Raw genomic sequence first — 18,776 nt, forward strand, 5'->3', positions numbered from 1 at the left:
ATGAGAAAGCATCAAAATCAAGCGGGCCTGTCAGATTTCGCGAACCGTTCCGTTCGAAAGGCCCCGGAGAAGCAGCGCGGCCAGCAGGGCAAGTGCGGCAAACAGAAGAAAGAGCCCGGAAAAACCGAACCACGGCACCAGTGCGAGCGTGAACCAGGGCATGACCAGCGAGGGCATGGTATTGGTGAGGTTGAACAGGCCGAGATCGCGTCCACGCCGGTTGCTGTCTGGCAAAGTGCGCAAGGTCTGGGCGGAATGGAGTGCGAGGAAAATCGAGGTCGAGAATCCGAAAACGGCGTAGCTGACGATCCCCGCCGTGACGCTCTGCGCGAGCGCCATGCCGACAAGGCCGAGCGGCGCGACAAGGGTGCACGCGACAAGCGGCAGGAACGGCTGCAGGCGCTGATCGGCCCAGCGGCCCGCCAGGAGCGCTGCCGGGGCCGAAAGCACGAGGACCATGCTGAACACCCGCGCGGTGAGGTGATCCTCAACGGTCGGATCGATCGATCGCAGCCAGAGGTAGAGGAACGAGAACAGCGCGGCTTCGGCCACCTGCACGAGGAGGCGCGCGGCCCACATGCGCAGGGCCGCACTCCTGCGCAAGCGCTGTGCGGAGGGTGCGGGCGGGGCTTCAGCTGGCGCGGCCTTGACCACGGTGCGGCCGCCCAGCAGGAGCGCGGGCAGCACTGCCGCGGCGACGACCGCCGCGACGACAGTGAGGCGGCCATCTGCCGAGGCGAGGCCGGGAATGGTCACCAGCGCTCCGGTCAGCGCACCGAGCCCGGGTGCGAAGGCAAGGAGGCCGCCCAGCAAGCCCTTCTGGCCATCGGGCACACAGTCCGCGCCCCAGGCCGCAAGCGGGGCGAGCATCATGTTGAGCCCGAGCTGCCAGAGAACCACGACGATCACGATGGCGCGAAGGCTGTGCGCCGATGGGACGATGAGCAGCAGCACGCAGGAGAGCGCCAGCCCCAGCCCGGACCAGAGGCGGCGCGAGCCGGTAATGTCGCTCAGCCAGCCGAACAGGATATGGCCGACACTGGCTGAAATGGCGCCGCAGAAGGCGATGGCGGAAAGCCAGACGATGGCCTGCTCTCCCGGCACCAGAGCCGCGACACGCACCGGCAGCAGGATGGTGAGGAACGGGACATAGGCAATCGAGCCGCCGGCCCAGGCCAAAGCATAGAGCACAAGGAACCAGAGGGACCGGCGCTGCTGGCCCTCGCCCAGCGTGTCAGGCACGCACGGTTTGCCGGGCGCTGGCGACCGAGCCGCGCTCGACCAGACTGGCCGGGATCACCGTGAGCGCAGCGGGCAGAACATCGCCCTTCTGCGCGGCGATGATGAGTTCGACCGCCTTGGACGCCGTCGCCGCAATGGGCTGGTCGATCGCGGTGAGCTGGGGCTGGGTGAACTGCATCATCGGCGTGTTGTCGAAGCTGATGATCGAGAGGTCGCGGGGCACGGCGAGCCCGGACCGGCGCGCCACTTCGAGCGTGGCCAACGCCATCTGGTCGCTGCTGGCGATGATCGCGGTTGGCGGCTCGCGCAGCGCAAGCAAGGCCAGCGCGGCGCTCTCACCCGAGGCATAGGTGAAATCGCCGGCCTGAAGCAGCCCATCGGTTGGGAGGCCGGCTTCGGTCATGGCGGCTTTCCAGCCATCGACGCGCCAGCCGCTGAGGTTGTATTCTGCCGCGCCCGCGATGAAGCCGATGCGACGGTGGCCATGATCCACCAGATGGCGCGTGGCTGTGGCGGCGGCGCCTTCATCGTCCATCAGGATCGGCATCCCGGCATCGCGCGCCTTGGAGCCGATCCGCGCGAAGGGGATCTTCTGCTCATCGAGGCAGCGCACGATCTGCGGGTTGTCCGAATGCGGCGGGGTGAGGATGATGCCATCGGGCTGGAGCGCGGCAATGGCGGCGAGCAGTTCGCGCGTCACATGGTCGCTGTGCGTATCGACCAGTTCGACGATCATCCGGTAGCCGTGTTCGGCGCACTTGAGCATGCCGCCCAGCAGCATCTGGTCGACCCAGTCGGTGCCCTGCCGCGCGCGCCAATCAGCAATCGTGCGATCGCGGTCGTTGAGCGCGAGGATCAGGTAGGAGCGTGACCCGCTCATCCGCTGAGCCGCAATCGAGGGTACGTAGCCGAGGCGATTGATCGCCTCGAGCACGCGCTCCTTGAGTTCGGGACGGACGTTGGGCTCGTTGTTGATGACGCGGCTGACGGTCTGGAGCGAAACCCCGACATCTGCCGCAACGTGCCTGATCGTGACCGCCTGACGACGCCGCGCCATGCGTTATTGGTCCCTTTGCTGTGCTGCTGGCGTGATGCCGGCGCCCTGCGGAGGCCTTTGCCAGACGCGCACCCAATCGATCAAGAAGCGCTTGGGAAAATTGCTGTTGGACACGCCCTTGGACCCGCGCGATTCCGCAAGGCCCCCGCCGAACGCAAGGTTGAGAATGAGGTGGAAGGGCTGATCGAAGGGCGCGCCCGGGGTGGCCGAGCCGGAAGTGAACCATTCGCTGCGCTTGCGAACGGCGTAAGTCTCGCCATCGATCTGCCACGTGATCCGGTCCGGCTCCCATGCGATGGCATAAGTGTGGAAGCCTTCGAGCACGGCGGGTTTGTGGACTTCGTCACCCTTGTGGGTGTTGCCGGGCCAGGGCTTGCCGAAGTGCAGGGTGCCGAGGATCGTGTCCTCCTTGCCGCCTTCGCAGGCCTTGCAGGGCACGCCGAGGTTCACCGCCTCGAGAATGTCGATCTCGCCCGAGGCGGCCCATGGGCCGTAAGTATTGGCTTCCGGCAGCATCCAGATTGCGGGCCAGGTGCCCTGTCCCTGCGGCAGGCTGGCGCGCACTTCGATGCGGCCATAGCGCCACGCGGCCTTGCCGCGCGTGGTGAGGCGGGCGGAGGTGTAGTCGCGAGTGACGAGGTCGCCGGGCTTCGCCGGATTGGCGCGTTGGCCGGCAGGAAGGGCCGGGCCGCTGACGCGTTCGTGCAGCGCGGTGATGACGAGCGCCCCGTCCACGATGCGAGCGTTGTCCTTGTGATCGGTGTAGCACTGGCGCTCGTTGTTGCCGCCGCCCCAGCAATCGACGTCAAAGCTCCACTTCGCGCTGTCGATGGCAGCGCCAGTGAACTCGTCCGACCAGACAAGCTGCCAATCGTCTGCCGCGGCATGGGCCGGCAGTGGCACGGCCATGGCCGCGAGCGCGAGCAGGCGCCGCATCACGCCGCGCGCGCTTCCTGCGCGCCGCAATATTGCGCCACATAAGCGTGGTGATCGGGGAGGCCCGCGACCGTTTTCGCAACGCTTTCGCGCAGGCCGCCCAGCAGGTGCGCCAGTTCCGCGTCCGAAAGCTTGGTCGCGACCGGGTGGTAGCTTTGCGGCATGATGCCCTGGCCCATCATCACCTGCACCCAGCTGTTCTCGACGAAAAGCTCCTCGTTCTTGCGGAAGACGCGGCCGGTTTCGCGGAACAGTTCGATCTTGTGGGTGAGGCTGTCGGGGATCTCCATCGCCGCGCACTGGCGCCAGAATGGGCTGTCGCGCCGGTCGGTCGCCTTGTAGTGGAGGATCAGGAAATCGCGGATCTGCTCCATGTCGGTCATCTGCTGATCGTTGAATTCCGCCACGTCGCGCGGGCTGATCGTGCCCGCCGGAAGCATGCGGACGATGCGCAGGATGGCGCGCTGGATGAGATGGATGCTGGTCGATTCCAGCGGTTCCATGAACCCGCCCGAGAGGCCGACCGCCACGCAATTGCGGTGCCACTGCTTGCGCCGCGCGCCGGTGGTGAAGCGGATCACGTTGGGCTGAGTCAGCCGCTCCCCCTCGACGGTGGAGAACAGGCGGTCCATCGCGGCATCCTTTGAAAGGTAGCGGCTGCAATAGACAATGCCGTTGCCCTGCCGGTGCTGGAGCGGGATGCGCCACTGCCAGCCCGCATCATGCGCGATGGCGCGGGTATAGGGCACGGGCGGGCGGACGCTGGCGGTCTGCACCGCGATGGCGGAATCGCAAGGAAGCCAGTGAGTCCAATCGTCGTACCCCACGTGCAGCGCGCCTTCCATGAGCAGCGCGCGAAAGCCGGTGCAATCGAGGAAGAGATCGCCTTCGAGCCGCTGGCCGGATTCAAGACGCAGCGCGGCGATATCGCCGGTTTCGGGATGGAGTTCGACTTCGGCGATCTTGCCTTCGACGCGGCGGCAACCGTCGGCCTCGGCCAGCTTGCGCAGGAACATGGCATAGAGGCCGGAATCGAGCTGATAGGCGTAGTTGATCCGGTTGTCGGGCAGGTGCGCGAACTTCGACTTCATCGCGGCCTGAAGCTCGATGCAATAGTCGTCGTAGCTCGCTTCGTGGCCCTTCGTGAGGCCGTGCATCCAGAAGTGCTGGAAGCCCGCGCTCCAGTGATCGCGGCCGGTTACCCCGAAGGAGTGGAAATAGCTTTCGCCCGGCACGCGCCAGTTCTCGAAATTGATGCCGAGCTTGAAGGTGGCCTGCGTGGCGCGCATGAAATCGGCCTCACCAATGCCAAGCAGGCGGTTGTAGGCGACAAGCGGCGGGATCGTGCTTTCGCCCACGCCGATGGTGCCGATCGCTTCGGACTCGACGAGCGTGAGTTCAATCGCATCGCCGAGGGTACGCGCGAGCGCGGCGGCGGCCATCCAGCCGGCGGTGCCGCCACCGGCCACGACGATACGGCGTTTGGGGCTCGTTTGAGTCATTTGCTGAGGGTCCTTAGCAGAAATGCGCGGATGCGGCCGGCGGCGGCAGGATCCAGCGGATCCAGAATGCCGCGCCCGCCTGCGGGGATATGGTCGGTGACGTCAGGGCCGTTTTCGAACACGTAGTAATCGAACAGCGCGCGCCAGATCGCCTTGTCCTCGGCGGGCAGATCGCGGATCGAAAGGATCGCGTGGTTGAGCGCATCCTGCGGCTGGCCGAGCCAGCGCGGGGTATCGCGCCACCAGTAGTTCATCAGGATGTTGAACGGGGCGAGCCCTTCGACATGGTGCCACCACATCGAGGGGATGAAGAGCGCGTCGCCCGGCTCCAGCACGGCGACTTGCGCGTGTGCCAGCGCTTCGGCGAACCGGGGGTGGAGGGCGAGGTCCGGCGCGTGGAAATCCACCATCGAAACCGCGCGTCCTGCCGGCGTGTTGTCGATGGGGCCGAGGTGCAGATTGGCGAACTGCTCGGGCGGGAACAGCGTGAAGCGGCGGCGCCCGGCAGCACAGCAGGCGAGGTTGTCGGGAAAATCGTTGTGTGCCGCGATCCGCGTGGGCGTGCCGATCCACAGGCTGATAATCGCTTCGCGGCTGCCGAGATCAATGGCGTTTTCAGCAGCGACGGTGGTGAAGTGCGTCGGCACATCGATCGAGCCGAGATAGATCGCCGGGGCATCGGCGCGGCCCTCGTTGGCGTCCATCCCGGCGAACACATCGGCGAGCTTGCCGCGCGCTTCGCGGAAATTCATTTCCATGTCCGCGCCGTAGAACAGGCGGCCGTCCTTGCCGGGCTGCCCGAGCGAAACCGAGAAGGGAACCGCGCGCGCGCGTTCGAGGAGATAGGTGCGCGCAGCCTTGGCGGAGACGAGCCCCGCCTGCACCAGCGGCCAGTCGCGGACGAGGCCGCGGATCACGAAAGGCGTGCGTGCGCCTTGCAGCAGGGCATCGAGCGCGGCGGCATCGTCAGCAACACGCTCTTCCACCGCAGGTATTGCGGCGAAGATCGAGGCATCTGCCTCAGCCAAGCGCCACCTTCCGGTTCTTGCGGGCGACGAGATTGCCGAACTGCGCGAGGCTGGCGAGCACCATGTAGATGCGGGCGAGGTGGCCTTCGCTCATCAAGGCGGCAAGCGCTTCGCCGTCGAGGCCGGAAAGGCGTTCTTCATGGATCGTCTGGAAGCCGACGAGCGACTGGACCGCGCCGTTATCGAGCGTGACGTCGAGGGTGAATGGTTCGACAAGGCCGTAGGTTTCGAGCGCGGCGAAAAAGGCAGTGCTCTCGTGCCAGGCGTAGTCCAGGTCGCCGAGCATGGTCGCCACGGTTTCGAGATAGGGCGTCGGCGCCCCGGCCTCGTCGAACAGGCGCACGCCTTCGCCGCTCGCCGAGATGCGGGGATTTGCCATGTCGACGTGGACTTGAGGGGCCGCGCCTTCTTCAGGCGGGCGGCCGATCAGGAAAGGCTGCACGGCGTGGGCCATGGGCCGGTAGCGCGCGCCCCATGTGTTGCCTTCGAGGTAGAGGTTCTCACCCGCCTCGAAACCGAACAGCGCGAGTGCGGCGAGCTTGCCGGTTTCGGCATCGCGGCGGAAGACGATGGGATAGTGCGCCTGAACCTCGCGGAATTCGGCGGGCATGGCGAGCGAGGCCATGACGTTGTCGCCATACTCCGCCCCTGCCTCGGTGTGGATGCGAAGCTGGCCGTGATCGGCGGGATTGAGGATCTGATGCTGGCTCATGCGGGTATCCTGGCAGCCGCAGATCCTGCGGTGAGACGGTCGAGGTAGTCGCGCGTGGTGGGCAGCGCAGCGGCAAGCGCGCGCGCCTTGGCGGTGATCTCTGCAAGCCGCGCCGGGGCGGCGGGCGTGGTGCTCGCAAGCGGGACGGGAAGGCCCATGCCGTGCAGCACATATTGCTGGCTGGCGGCGGGGAACATCTCGTCGATGCGGGGGAAATCCCATGCCGAGGGGGCTTGCTCGCGCCACAGCGCAAGGCATTCGGCGAGGCGTGGCGGGATGGTTTCAGGCGCGCGCTGGGCCTGCCAGTAGGGCTCGGGCCGCTGGCTCGGCACATAGTGGAGCTTCAGGAATTCGACCACGCGGTCCCAGCGGTAGCGGAACAGCTCGTTGAAGCGCGCGGCGTGGATTTCCAAGCTGGCGCGGCTCTGCGGGAAATTGTCCGCGAGCGCCTTCAGCGAAAGCTCGATGAGCACGATGGCCGAGGCTTCGAGCGGCTCGATGAAACCGGCGGAGAGGCCGACGGCAAGGCAATTACCGATCCAGAACCGGTCGCGGTGGCCGGTCCTGAAGGCGAGCTTGCGGGGGGTGAGGCTGGCGGGATCGGAACCGGGGACCTTGGCGGCGATATACGCGCGCAGGATATCCGCAGCGCGATCGTCGCTCATGAAGCGCGAGGCATAGACACAGCCAATGCCGCGCCGGGTGGGCAGGCCGATATCCCAAAGCCAGCCTGCTTCGTGCGCGGTACCGATGGTCTGCGCAGCGATGGGGCTACCGGGTTCGACCGGGACCTGTACCGCAAGCGCGCGGTCATTGAACGAGACTTCCGAGCGGTCGACCCATTCGGCACCGCATTCACCGGCGATGAGGATGGCAGCCTGCCCCGAGCAATCGAGGAACAAGTCGCCTGCCAGCGATGCGCCATCGTGGAGCAAGAGCGCCGCAAAATCGCCATTTGCTGCACGCCTGACGCCAGTGACCTGCGCAGCAATCCGCGTGACGCCGAGCCGCTGGGTTGCGTGCCGCATCAACAGTGCGGCGAATTTGCCAGCATCGAGGTGATAGCCGTAGTTCAGCGCGCCGGCATAATCGGGCATGGCGCGCTGGCGGGGCGCGAGGTTCGCCGCACAGACCGCATGCTGCGGGGTAATGGCTGCAGCAAATGGGCCTCGCTGGCCACCGGTCTGCCAGGCAGCGGCAAGATCGCGCATGTCTGCTGCGGGCGGGGCGGTGAAGGGATGGAGGTAGCTGTCGTCCACCGACCCATCTCGCCAGCCATCGAAGCGCGAGCCCTGCTTGAAGGTCGCGTCGCAGGCGACGAGAAATTCCGCCTCGGGAATGCCGATCGTCGCCAGCGTCTCGCGCATCGTCGGCCAGGTGCCCTCGCCGACGCCGATGGTCGGGATATCCGGCGCTTCGACCAGCGTGATGCGCTTGCCCCGCAGCCGCGCGCCGAGCACGCATGCGGAAAGCCATCCGGCGGTGCCGCCGCCGACGATCACGATATGCTCAACCGGGGTGCTCATTTCGAGGCGACCTTAGCGCAGTTTTGAGCGTGTTACCAAAGCGAAGAGCCGCACCGCTTGGGAGGCAGTGCGGCTCTCTTCAATGCAGGACCTTCGTTCAGGCGTGAACCGGTCAGAAGGTGAAGCGTGCCCCCGCTGCCCAGCGCGCATAACCGGGAGCCGCGAAGAACACGGTCTGGTCGTTGCGCATGTGGCCCTTGCGGTCGGCGTTGGTGATGTTGATCCCTTCGCCGAAGACGGTGACGCCCTTCTTGATCTCGTAGCTCGCGCTCACGTCCCACTGGCCATAGGCGTTGGTGTAGTAGGGATCGAAGCCGTAGCCCGAAAGGAACCCGGCGCGCCAGTTGTAGGCGACGCGGGCTTGGAGGCCCTTCTTGTCGTAGTAGAGCACCGCGTTCGCGCTGTTGCTGATGCCGGTTACGGCGAACTGCGGCACGGTGTAGCGCTTCGTGTTGTCGAACTTGGTATCGCTCTGCACCACGGTGTAGTTCACGATGGCACCGAAGCCGGTATCCCAGAAGCTGTGCTGGACCGCGAATTCCCAACCCCAGATGCGAGCCTTCTGATCGCTGTTGGTCGGCTGCGTGGTGATGAAATTCACCAGCGGATCATCCGCCAGAGATTTCACACCAGTCACATTGCCCTCGCCGTCGCGCCCGGCAACGGTCTGCGGATACTTGTTGCCGATGTAGTTCATGATCTGCTGCGCGGTGGCATCCGATCCCAGCGCGGCACGAGCTTCCTGCGCACGGGCGCCGGCTGCTGCGTTGGTCAGGCCGAACGCGGGCTGATTGACCTGCGTCTGGCTGATGTAGTTCTTCACCACCTTGTGGAAGAAGCCCACCGAGATGTAGCTCGTCGGCCCGTAGTACCACTCACCCGAGATATCCACGCCCTTCGACTTGTAAGGCAGGAGGTTCGGGTTGCCGCTCGAGGCCGTGCTGCCGCCGATGCGGATCGGCGAAGCAAGCGAGGTGCCGCCCTGCATGCTGGCATAGTCGGGACGGGTGATCGTGTGGCTGTACGACGCACGGAACTTGAAGTTCTTGAACGGCTGCATGTCGAAGTCGATGGCGGGCAGCCAGTTGTCGTACTTGCCCTTGAGCGTGACGAACGAACTCTCCGCACCATAGACAATCGCGGTCTCGTTGCCGCCGCTCCAGACCGTTCCGGTCGGGACAGGCACAAGTGCGCTCGAGTCCACCTTTGTCTTTTCGTAGCGCAGTCCAAGCCGCAGGTGCGAAGGCGCATCGCCCAGATCGAACGAGTGGGTTGTCTGGATATAGGGCGCGACGGTGCGTTCGCGGATCGAACGGTCGGTATCGAACTTGGCAAGGCAGGTGCCGGCAGTCTGGGCGTTGCCGCAGATGCCCAGCTTGTCGTTGAGCAGATTGATGAGGCCCGGGGTATTAACGTCAAAGTAGCTCGGGATGATGCCGTTGCCGGTTACGTTCATGCCCTTGAGATCCGCAGGCAGATCCCGGATCGTGTAGAGATCGTCCGGCGTATCGGCCTTCGAGAGCGTTCCGCCCCAGGTGTCGTTCTGAATCACGCCAAAGGCCGAGCGCACCTTGTTTTCGGTGTAGGTGACGCCGAAATCGAGGCTGTCGATGAACGAGGCATCGAAATCGTAGCCGCCGCGCAAGGCCAGCTCGTTGATCTCGTCACGCATGTAGGCGGTGCGGAAAGCGTTGCCAGCGGGGCGGATATTGGCGGCGTTGATCTCTGCGCCCGGGTACATCTCGACCGAGATGACCGGCATGTCGGAGGTGAAATCGACCTTCTGGCTCTTCACGCCAAAAATTGCGCTGCCGACTGCGATGCCGGAGCCGTAAGGCGAGGTGGGCTTGCTCTCGGCAGTCGAGTGATGACCGTCGAGTTCGAGGCGCAGGCCGCCGGGGCCATCCCACTTGAGGTTGCCGCCGATCGAGCGGTTGATCGACCGATTGGCCGCAACCGCGCCGGTGATGGCGAGATCCTTGCCGGGGCCGAAGTTTTCGGCGTAGAAATTCGGACCTGCGGCGGGGCCGTCGGTCCAGCTGCTGCTGGTCTGATCATGGTTGAACCACACGCCGATGCTGTTGGTGCGCGCATCGATGGTGTTCTGCGAGAAGGTGTAGTCAACCGTCGCGACCAGCGTGTCGGTCGGCTTGACCTGGACCACGGCCTGCCCGTTGATGCGCTGGCGGCGGAACGTGGTGAAATCGTAACCAGCGTTCTGCGTCACCTGATAGACGGTGTTCGGGCCGGGGCGGTTTTCGGTGCGGGCATAGTTGCCGCGCCAGTCGTTGGCGTCGACCGGGAGTGAACCCCAGTTGTTTTCATTCCCGAGGTAGCCTTCGCGCCAGCCAGCATTGAACTGCGCCTGGCTCGCGCGGCGATCCTGATACGAACCGCTGATCGAGATACCGATGCGGTTGTCGGCGAAGGTATCGCTGATGACGCCCGAAACTTCGGGCTTCACCTTCTGACCCTCGAACACCGACGTATCGTAGAGCGCCTTGGCGCCGATGCTGCCGTGCAGGCCCGGGCGATCGAGCGGGCGCGGGGTCTTGATGTTGATCACCGAGCCGATGCCGCCGGTGGCGAGGCTGGCGCGGCCCGACTTGTAGACTTCGACGCCGGCAATGCCTTCCGAGGCGAGGTTGGCGAAATCGAAGCTGCGCGAGGCCGGTGCGCCGCTCGAGCCACCAAGGCTGGAGGCAGGCATCTGGCGGCCGTTGAGCAGGACGAGGTTGTAATCGGGGCCGAAGCCGCGAACCGTGACGAACTGACCTTCACCGTTGGAGCGGTCGATCGAGACACCGGTGATGCGCTGCAGCGATTCCGCAAGGTTGGTATCGGGGAACTTGCCGATGTCTTCCGCCGAGATCGCATCGATCACGCCGATGCCCGAACGCTTGATATTCAGCGAGCTCTTGAGCGAGGCGCGGATGCCGGTGACAACGATCGTGGCGGCCGGCTCATCGCTGGCAGCGGCCTGCGGCGCGGCGGCGGGCGCCGCTTCCTGCGCTACGGCTTGCTGCGCGGTGAGAGCGAGTGCTGCTGCCGACGCCCCGAGCATGAGGTGGGCATAGGCAGGCTTGCGCGATGCTTTCATTGCGATTCTTCCCCCTGAATTCCGGCACTTTGTCCGGTTGAGACCTATAGAAACCAGGCTGTTGTGAACGTTCACCTAACTGGGAACGTTCACTTCGTCAAGCCGGAACCGGGCGTTTTGCGCAAAGGCGATTGCAGTTTTCGCCTTAGTCGTTGGCTGTTGCGCGAATGCAACGAGCCAGCCAGACGGGGCCTTGCCGGTCGGGCGAGCTGCGGAGTTATTGCGCGAGGAAGCGTTCGAGCGGCGCAAGCGCGGCGGCGGGGGCTTCCTCGAACGGACCATGGCCCATGCCCGGCAGGCGGACAAATCGCGCATTGGGCAAAAGGCGCAAGTAATCCTGCGCATTTTGCACGGGGATCATGTGGTCCTGCTCACCCCAGAGCAGCAGGGTGGGAGCAGCGATGCTGCGCAGGCGCGCCGCAGGATCGGTGATCACGGTCTGGCGGGTGCGATCGAGGATTGCGCGGCGGACACCTGGAGCCAGGAGCATGTCGCGGTATCGCTCGAGCACTGCATCGGGCAGCGCATCGGGGTGCGCCCACGCCGGTGCAAGATTGGCGCGGATCAGCGAGCGCGGACCCACCCATGGCATCAGGTTCATGACGAGGGGCACTTCGGGCGCCTTGCCATATTCGAAGCCGGGGCTGGCAAAACCATCGGGGGAGATCAGCACGAGCTTTGCGACGCGCTGCGGATAACGGGCGGCAAACTCCCAGGCGAAGCGGCCGCCGAGCGAATTGCCGATGAGGGTGGCCCGAGGCAGGCCGAGTTGGTCCATCAGTCCCGCAAGGATGGCGAGTGTGCGGGCATCGGAGTAGTCGCCGGTGAGGTCCGGACCGGTCAGTCCGAAGCCGGGAAGATCAAGCCGGATCACGCGGTGCTTGGCGGACAGCGCCTTGGCCCAGGGCTCCCAGGTATCGAGGCTGGAGCCGAAGCCGTGGAGCAGGATCAGCGCGGGCGCATCGCGCGGGCCGGTATCGCGCAGGCGTAGCCGCAGGCCAAGGACAGTGCGGTATTCGCCGGGGTAGGCGGTTTCCAGCGCGGCGCGCGGCTTGTCCGGCGCATAGAGCCACAGCGCAAGGGCGGCGATGGCCACGAGCAAGAGCGCGGCGGCCCAGCGCAGGATGCGGCGGATCATCAGAATACCGCATGCTCGCCGCGATCATCGGGCACGGCTTCGCCCGAGAGGACGGCGCGGTAGTGATCGAAGAGCGTGTCGGAGCCCGTCTCGGGCGTCAGCGCGGCGCTGTAAGAGCCGTTCGCGGGATCGAGGACGAGCATGGATTCGGTCGCGTAATAGTGGCCGATGCGGGCGAGCTCGGCCTTGGTGGCGAGCGGGGGGATCAGGCGCGCGGCAAGGCTCAGTACACCCGCGATGCCGCCGAGGAAGCCGGGCGGGACCGAGCGGTATTTCGGCGGAAGGCCGGTCAACGCAAACAGTGCCTCGCCCTGCTCGCGCGGGGTGATCGCGGGGCCGGGGCCGCCGATGGGGAGCACCTTGTTCCAGCGGTCCGGCTCGGTGAGGCAGCCGGCGATATAGGCGCCGAGATCGCGGTTGCTGATGGGCTTGCAGGCGGTGAGCGTGCCGTCCCCGAAGAGGAGGAAGGGCTTGCCGCTTCGCACGCGCTCGATCTGCCCGGAGAGCGACTTGAAGAAGGCCGTTGGATGCACGATCGAATAGCGCATCCCCGAGGCGATGAGTTCAGCCTCAAAGGCCAGCTTGGCCTGCTGGAAGGCGCGTAGCGGTTTTTGTACGCAGATCGCCGAGAGCAGCACGAAATGCCCCGCGCCGCAGCGTTCTGCCAAGGCGAGCGCGTGGCTATGAGCCTTGTGGTCGATCGCCCAGGCATCGCGCGGAACCCCGGTGCGCGATGCCATGCACGAGACGACGGCGTCGAAATGCTCACCGGCAAAACCGTCATGCATGAGACTGACCGGATCGGCGGGATCGGCGCGGCGCAAGGTAACGCCGGGGAGCGGCGCGCCGGGCTCACGGCGGACCATGGCGACGACATCATGCCCCGCATCGACCAGCGCCTGCGCCGTCGCCCTGCCGATCGTGCCGGTGGCGCCGAGCAGGGCAATGCGGCTCATGCGGCGGGCGCTGCCTTGGCGGCCATGACCTGCCGGCCATCGGCGGCGTGGGCAGCGAGGATGAAGGCGCCGTCCTCATGCTTGAACGCAAGGTGCAAAGGTTCGTTGGCCACAGCGGGGGAGACGGCGCGGAAGCTGAACTTCGCGAGCGCCGCTTCCGATCCCAGCGTACGGCGGGCGAGATCGAGCAGAAGCGTGGCGATCAACGGACCGTGGACGACAAGGCCGCGATAGCCCTCGGTGCCGGTCGCGTAGGGGTGGTCGTAGTGGATGCGGTGCGTGTTGAAGGTGAGCGCGGAGTAGCGGAACAGCAGCGCGGGGGTGGGGAGCACTTCGCGCGTGGCATCCCAGCCTGATGGATCGAAACGGCCTTCGCCGGGCGGTGGCGGAGCAGGTGGGCTGCCGGAGGGCGGGGCATCGCGGTAGACCAGCGTCTGCGTTTCGCGAATGGCCAGCGTTTCCCCGGCGAAGGTTTCGTGTGCGAGTTCGGCGAAGACGAGGGGGCCAGTGCCGCCCTGCTTCTCGGTAAGCGAAAGCACGCGGGTGCGGCGTTCGATCGCGGCACCTGCGGGAATCGGCGCGAGGAATTCCGCCGCGCCTGCCGCCCACATGCGGCGTTCGAGGGGTAGCGGGGGGATGAGGCTGGCGGGGCTATCATCGCGCTTGGGGTGGCCGTCCGGCCCGAGGGCGGCCGTGGGCGCGTCTGGTGTGCAGAGGCACCAGTGAAGGCCTTGGGGTGCGGTCTGGTCCAAGGGTTCGGCGCGGTCGAGCGCGGCGCACCAGCGGGTGAGAAGGCTGGGCGTCAGCCAATCGCGGCGCACTTCCTCGCGGCCGATCCATGCCGTGTAATCGCCCACTAGCCCACCCTTACTGAGCCACGCCCTGCCATGAGGCCGCGCGCGATGACTTGCGCCTGGATTTCCGCCGCACCTTCGAAGATCGAGAGGATGCGCGCATCGCAGAGCACTCGGCTGATCTCGTATTCCAGCGCGTAGCCATTGCCGCCGTGGATCTGCAGGCTTGCGTCGGCGGCGGTCCAGGCGGCGCGGGCGGCGTGGAGCTTGGCCATGCCGGCTTCGATATCGCAGCGGCGGCCAGCATCCTTGGCGCGGGCGGCGGCGTAGGAGAGTTCGCGCGCGGTGATGTATTCCGCGAGCATGACCGCGAGCTTGTCCGCCACGCGGGGGAAATGGATCAGCGCTTGCCCAAACTGCTTGCGCTGGAGTGCGTAGGCAAGGCCGAGTTCCAGCGCGCGGCGGGCGGTGCCGACCGCGCGCGCGGCGGTTTGGATGCGGGCGCCTTCGAAGGTCTGCATGAGCTGCTTGAAGCCGGCGCCTTCCTTCCCACCGAGGAGCGCATCGGCAGGGGCGCGCATGCCGTCGAACTGCAGGGTGTATTCGCGCATGCCCCGGTAGCCGAGGACTTCGATTTCGCTGCCGGTCATGCCTTCGGCGGGGAAGGGATTGTCCTCGGTGCCCCGAGGCTTCGGGACGAGGAGCATCGAAAGGCCTGCATAACCCGGCGTATCGGGCTGGGTGCGCACCAGCAGTGTCATCAGGTCGCTGCGGGCGGCGTGGGTGATCCACGTTTTGGCGCCGTGTATCACCCAGTCGCCGGTTTCTTCCTGCTTCGCGCGGGTGGTCAGCGCGCCAAGATCGGAGCCGACGTCGGGTTCAGTGAACACCGCGACGGGAAGGATCTCACCGACAGCGATACGGGGCAGCCACTCGGCCTTCTGCGCTTCGGTGCCGCCGAGCATGATGAGTTCGCCCGCGATTTCAGAGCGCGTGCCAAGCGAACCTGCGCCAATCCAGCCGCGCGACAATTCCTCGCTGACAAGGCACATGACGAGCTTGCCGAGGCCGAGGCCGCCGTAGCTTTCAGGGATGCAGACGCCGAAAGTGCCGAGATCGGCCATCGCGCGGACGGTCTCGTCCGGGATCAGAGCGTTTGCGAGGTGCCATTTGTGCGCGTTGGGGATGATTTCGGCATCGGTGAAGCGGCGGAACTGGGCGCGGATTTCATCGAGTTCGGGGTCGTGCAGAGTTTCGCTGGGCCATTGGCCTTCGGCCAGAGAGGCGGCGAGGGCGGCGCGGGTTTCGGCGAGGTCTGCGTCGAGCAGCGGCGCGGCGGCTTCGGCAAGAGCGCGCGCTTCAGCGGTGAGGCCCAGGTCTGCCGGGCGCAGCATTTCGGCCGGGCCCATGAGGAGTGCGCCGGTGAGCTGGCCGAGCGTTTCTGCGAAAGCAAGTTCGGCGACCAGGGCATCGAGCGGGTTCGCGCCGCCCCCCGCTTCGGCCCATGCCGCGACAGCCTCCAGCGCCGCGACGCTGGTGGCAATCCACGCGAAGCCGTGCGCGGCGCGTTGCTCGGCATCCACCGGCCGATTGGCGAGGCGGCGTGCGAGCGCGCTACGGGCGGCTTCGCGGTAGGCAATGGCCGCATGAAGCGGCGCTTTGAGGTCCATGCTCAGCCCGCGCGTTCGAACACGGCGGCAATGCCCTGACCGCCGCCAATGCACATGGTTTCAAGGCCGAACCGGCCATTGCGGCGGACCAGTTCGCGCGTCAGGTTGGCAAGGATGCGCCCGCCGGTCGCGCCGATGGGATGGCCGAGCGATATGCCCGAGCCGTTGACATTGAGGACCTCATGGCGGCTGTCGTCCTCGCTCCAGCCCCAGCCCTTGAGCACGGCGAGGACCTGCGGGGCGAAGGCTTCGTTGAGTTCGACAAGGTCGATATCACTCCAGCCGAGGCCGGTGCGCGCGAACAGGCGTTCGACCGCAGGGACCGGACCGATGCCCATGCGTGCTGGGTCACAGCCGGCCGCTGCCCACGAATGGAACCATGCGATGGGTTCGAGGCCGAGCTCTTCCAGCTTGTGTTCGGCAACAACGAGGCAGGCGGCGGCGGCATCATTCTGCTGGCTGGCATTGCCGGCGGTGACGACCGCGCCGGGGATGGCTTTGGCTTCGAGCGGCTTCAAGGCGCCAAGGCTCTCCATCGTAGCGTCGGCGCGGTAGCCTTCATCGTGTGCGAAAATCTTGGGATCGCCCTTCTTCTGGGGGATGGCGACGGGGACGAGTTCGTCGTCGAACAGCCCGTTTGCCCATGCGGCGGCGGCGCGCTGGTGGCTGCGCACGGCATAGGCGTCGCAAGCCTCGCGGCTGATGCCATAGTCGCGGGCGAGGTTTTCGGCGGTTTCGATCATGCCGCTGATGACTCCGAAGCGCTCGATCGGCTGCGACATGAGGCGGCCGCGCGTGAGCCGATCATGCAGCATGAGACCCCCGGCGCGCGTGCCACGGCGGCCCTCGGTGGTGTAGTATTCGACATTGGACATGGACTCGACGCCGCCGGCGACGACAACATCGGACTGGCCGGTCTGCACCATCATCGCCGCGTTGATGACAGCTTGAAGGCCCGAGCCGCAGCGGCGGTCGAGCTGGTAGCCGGGGACTTCGATGGGGAGCCCGGCGGCAAGCCACGACCAGTGACCGATGGCAGGCGCCTCCGCATTGCCGTAGCCTTGCGAAAACACGACATCGTCGACACGCGCGGGATCGATCTTGGTGCGCTCCATCAGCGCTTTCAGGATGACTGCGCCAAGTTGGCCGGCGTTGAGATCGGCAAGGCTGCCGCCGAACTTGCCGACGGCGGTGCGGATGGGGGCGCAAATGGCGGCGCGTGTCAGTTTGGTCATGCGGGGGTTCCTGCGATGCCGGCTTCGAGCAGCCGGTCTATGGCCTGGGGATCGAGTGAAAGGTGGCGGGCGAGCACGTCGCGCGTGTCGGCACCGAGCACGGGGGCGGGGGCCGGCGTCAGGCGGTCGAGGCCGGGCATGGTGGCGAAGGCTCCTGCGGCGGGATAGGCAAAGCCGCTGGGGTTGTCCGCCGTATGCGCGAACATCGGGTTCTCGCCGACGAGGCGGGGATCCTGCACGGCTTCGGGCATGGTCTTGTAGGGGCCGTGGGTGACGCCATTGGCATCGAGTTTTTCAGCGAGTGCGGCGTGGGACAGCGGGGCGATGGCGTCATCGATCAGGGCGTAGATCGCGTCGCGGTGGCGGTAACGCACGCCGTCGTCGCCGGTGAAGGAAACGCCGTGGCGGGCCTCCAGCGCGGCGAGGTCGGGTTGCAGATCCAGTGCGCGGACGAGGCCCTGCCACTGGCGCTCGTTGATCGCGACGATCATTACGCGCACCCCGTCGGCGGTTCGAAAATCGCGGCCGATGGTGCCGTAGACGCCGTTGCCGAGGCGTTCGCGGTCCTCGCCCGACTGCAGCACTTCGGCGACGCGGCCGAGATTGGCGGCGGAGCCCATCGCGATGTCGGTTAGGGGCAAGCGGACTTCGCCGCCAAGGCCGGTCTCGTCGCGGCGGCGCAGCGCAGAGACGAGGGCGAAGGCGCCGTAGGCTCCGGTGAGGAGGTCCCAGGCGGGGAGGACGTGGTTGACTGGGGCGGGGTCATTCAGCGGGCCGGTGAGCGCGGGATAGCCGACTGCGGCGTTGGCGGTGTAATCGAGCGCGATGGCGCCATCGGGCCAGCCCATGACGCGCACGGTGATGAGGTCCGGGCGGTTTGCTGCCAGCTTGTCATGGGCGAGAAAGCCGCCAACCGGGAGGTTGGTGACGAGGGTGCCTACCTTCTGGATCAGCTGCGTGAGAACGGCGCGGCCCTCTTTGCTCGTGAGATCAAGCACGACGCTTTTCTTGGCGCGGTTGAGGTTCTCCCACGAGAGCGAGTGGCCCTCCGGCGTGAGCGGCCAGCGCTTGAAATCCTGTCCGCCACCGATCTGGTCGACCCGGATCACTTCCGCACCGAACTGGGCGAGATAGAGCCCGATGGTCGGTGAGGCGACGAAGGAGGACACCTCGATCACCGTGATACCAGAGAGCAGATTGTACATGAGGCGAGGGGCTTTCAGGACGTTTCTTGTGGTTGGTCCATCCGTGTAATCAATCGAGCGGTTAAGCCAAGAGGCTAGGCGGGGTGCTGTCGTTTTCGAGGGGGCTTATGGTGTCTCGACTCCGCTCGACACGAACTGGAGGGGCGTGGTCAATCCGGCACTGGCAGCGCCGTGCGGTTCACAATCGGGCGCAGCGCGAAGCTCGTGGTCACCTGCGCCACCCCGGCGATCCGCGTCAGACGTTTCCTCAGGAAATCCTCGAAGGCGGCGAGCGAGGGGACGAGGACGCGCAGCTGGTAGTCCGCCTCGCCGGTCATCAGGTAGCAGTCCATCACTTCGGGAAATTCGGCGACAGCGCTTTCGAAGGTCGCGAGGTGGTGGTCGTCCTGCTGGTCGAGCCGGATGCGCACGAAGGCGTTGACCGGGAGGCCGATAGTCTCGGGCTCAACCAGCGCGACATAGCCGGTGATGATACCACGTTCCTCCAGCGCGCGGACGCGGCGCAGGCAGGGGCTGGGGCTGAGGCCGACATCCTCGCACAGTTGCTGGTTGGTAAGACGGCCGTTTTGCTGAAGGCGGCGGAGAATCTTGCGGTCAATCGCATCTAGATCGGTATCTGGCATTATCTTTTACTCGCGGCATCTGAATTGGCAGATTATGCCAAAACTGTGCCCG

General features: G+C 66.1%; 15 protein-coding genes. All 15 read right to left on the reverse strand.

What is annotated here, in order from left to right; translation table 11 throughout:
* Positions 1 to 30: 30 nt before the first annotated feature.
* Positions 31 to 1,242, reverse strand: a complete 1,212-nt coding sequence (locus tag ACO06X_RS00635) for an MFS transporter (protein WP_421838100.1) — start codon at positions 1,240 to 1,242, stop codon at positions 31 to 33.
* Positions 1,235 to 2,299: a LacI family DNA-binding transcriptional regulator gene (locus tag ACO06X_RS00640; RefSeq protein WP_421838101.1), complete on the reverse strand. Its 1,065-nt coding sequence runs from the start codon at positions 2,297 to 2,299 to the stop codon at positions 1,235 to 1,237. Before ACO06X_RS00640 ends, ACO06X_RS00635 begins: the two co-directional genes overlap by 8 nt.
* A gap of 3 nt (positions 2,300 to 2,302) precedes the next feature.
* Positions 2,303 to 3,235 (reverse strand): glycoside hydrolase family 16 protein, encoded by a 933-nt coding sequence (locus ACO06X_RS00645; RefSeq protein ID WP_421838102.1) that lies wholly within the window; start codon positions 3,233 to 3,235, stop codon positions 2,303 to 2,305.
* Positions 3,235 to 4,737: a tryptophan halogenase family protein gene (locus ACO06X_RS00650; protein WP_421838103.1), complete on the reverse strand. Its 1,503-nt coding sequence runs from the start codon at positions 4,735 to 4,737 to the stop codon at positions 3,235 to 3,237. The genes ACO06X_RS00645 and ACO06X_RS00650 overlap by 1 nt, the downstream gene beginning before the upstream one ends.
* Entirely contained in the window at positions 4,734 to 5,765 is a 1,032-nt protein-coding gene (locus tag ACO06X_RS00655; protein ID WP_421838104.1) for a cupin-like domain-containing protein, read from the reverse strand. Before ACO06X_RS00655 ends, ACO06X_RS00650 begins: the two co-directional genes overlap by 4 nt.
* On the reverse strand, positions 5,758 to 6,477 hold the full coding sequence (locus ACO06X_RS00660; RefSeq protein WP_421838105.1) for a SapC family protein: 720 nt from the start codon (positions 6,475 to 6,477) through the stop codon (positions 5,758 to 5,760). The genes ACO06X_RS00655 and ACO06X_RS00660 overlap by 8 nt, the downstream gene beginning before the upstream one ends.
* Positions 6,474 to 8,003, reverse strand: coding sequence for a tryptophan halogenase family protein (locus ACO06X_RS00665; RefSeq protein WP_421838106.1), 1,530 nt, complete (start codon positions 8,001 to 8,003; stop codon positions 6,474 to 6,476). The genes ACO06X_RS00660 and ACO06X_RS00665 overlap by 4 nt, the downstream gene beginning before the upstream one ends.
* Positions 8,004 to 8,115: 112 nt before the next feature.
* Positions 8,116 to 11,103: a TonB-dependent receptor gene (locus tag ACO06X_RS00670; RefSeq protein WP_421838107.1), complete on the reverse strand. Its 2,988-nt coding sequence runs from the start codon at positions 11,101 to 11,103 to the stop codon at positions 8,116 to 8,118.
* 217 nt (positions 11,104 to 11,320) lie between these two features.
* Positions 11,321 to 12,241 (reverse strand): alpha/beta fold hydrolase, encoded by a 921-nt coding sequence (locus ACO06X_RS00675; protein WP_421838108.1) that lies wholly within the window; start codon positions 12,239 to 12,241, stop codon positions 11,321 to 11,323.
* Positions 12,241 to 13,197, reverse strand: a complete 957-nt coding sequence (locus ACO06X_RS00680; RefSeq protein WP_421838109.1) for an NAD(P)H-binding protein — start codon at positions 13,195 to 13,197, stop codon at positions 12,241 to 12,243. The genes ACO06X_RS00675 and ACO06X_RS00680 overlap by 1 nt, the downstream gene beginning before the upstream one ends.
* Positions 13,194 to 14,054, reverse strand: a complete 861-nt coding sequence (locus ACO06X_RS00685) for an FAS1-like dehydratase domain-containing protein (protein ID WP_421838110.1) — start codon at positions 14,052 to 14,054, stop codon at positions 13,194 to 13,196. The genes ACO06X_RS00680 and ACO06X_RS00685 overlap by 4 nt, the downstream gene beginning before the upstream one ends.
* A complete protein-coding gene (locus tag ACO06X_RS00690) occupies positions 14,054 to 15,661 on the reverse strand; it encodes an acyl-CoA dehydrogenase family protein (protein ID WP_421838111.1) in 1,608 nt (535 codons plus the stop codon). Before ACO06X_RS00690 ends, ACO06X_RS00685 begins: the two co-directional genes overlap by 1 nt.
* A gap of 2 nt (positions 15,662 to 15,663) precedes the next feature.
* Positions 15,664 to 16,896, reverse strand: coding sequence for an acetyl-CoA C-acetyltransferase (locus ACO06X_RS00695; protein WP_421838112.1), 1,233 nt, complete (start codon positions 16,894 to 16,896; stop codon positions 15,664 to 15,666).
* The gene (locus ACO06X_RS00700) at positions 16,893 to 18,101 is read right to left on the reverse strand and encodes a CoA transferase (RefSeq protein ID WP_421838113.1); all 1,209 of its coding nucleotides are present in this window, start codon (positions 18,099 to 18,101) and stop codon (positions 16,893 to 16,895) included. Before ACO06X_RS00700 ends, ACO06X_RS00695 begins: the two co-directional genes overlap by 4 nt.
* Positions 18,102 to 18,250: 149 nt before the next feature.
* On the reverse strand, positions 18,251 to 18,724 hold the full coding sequence (locus ACO06X_RS00705; protein ID WP_421838114.1) for an Lrp/AsnC family transcriptional regulator: 474 nt from the start codon (positions 18,722 to 18,724) through the stop codon (positions 18,251 to 18,253).
* Positions 18,725 to 18,776 lie beyond the last annotated feature (52 nt).

The sequence above is a fragment of the Novosphingobium sp. genome, from assembly GCF_965229225.1.
Taxonomy (GTDB): domain Bacteria; phylum Pseudomonadota; class Alphaproteobacteria; order Sphingomonadales; family Sphingomonadaceae; genus Novosphingobium.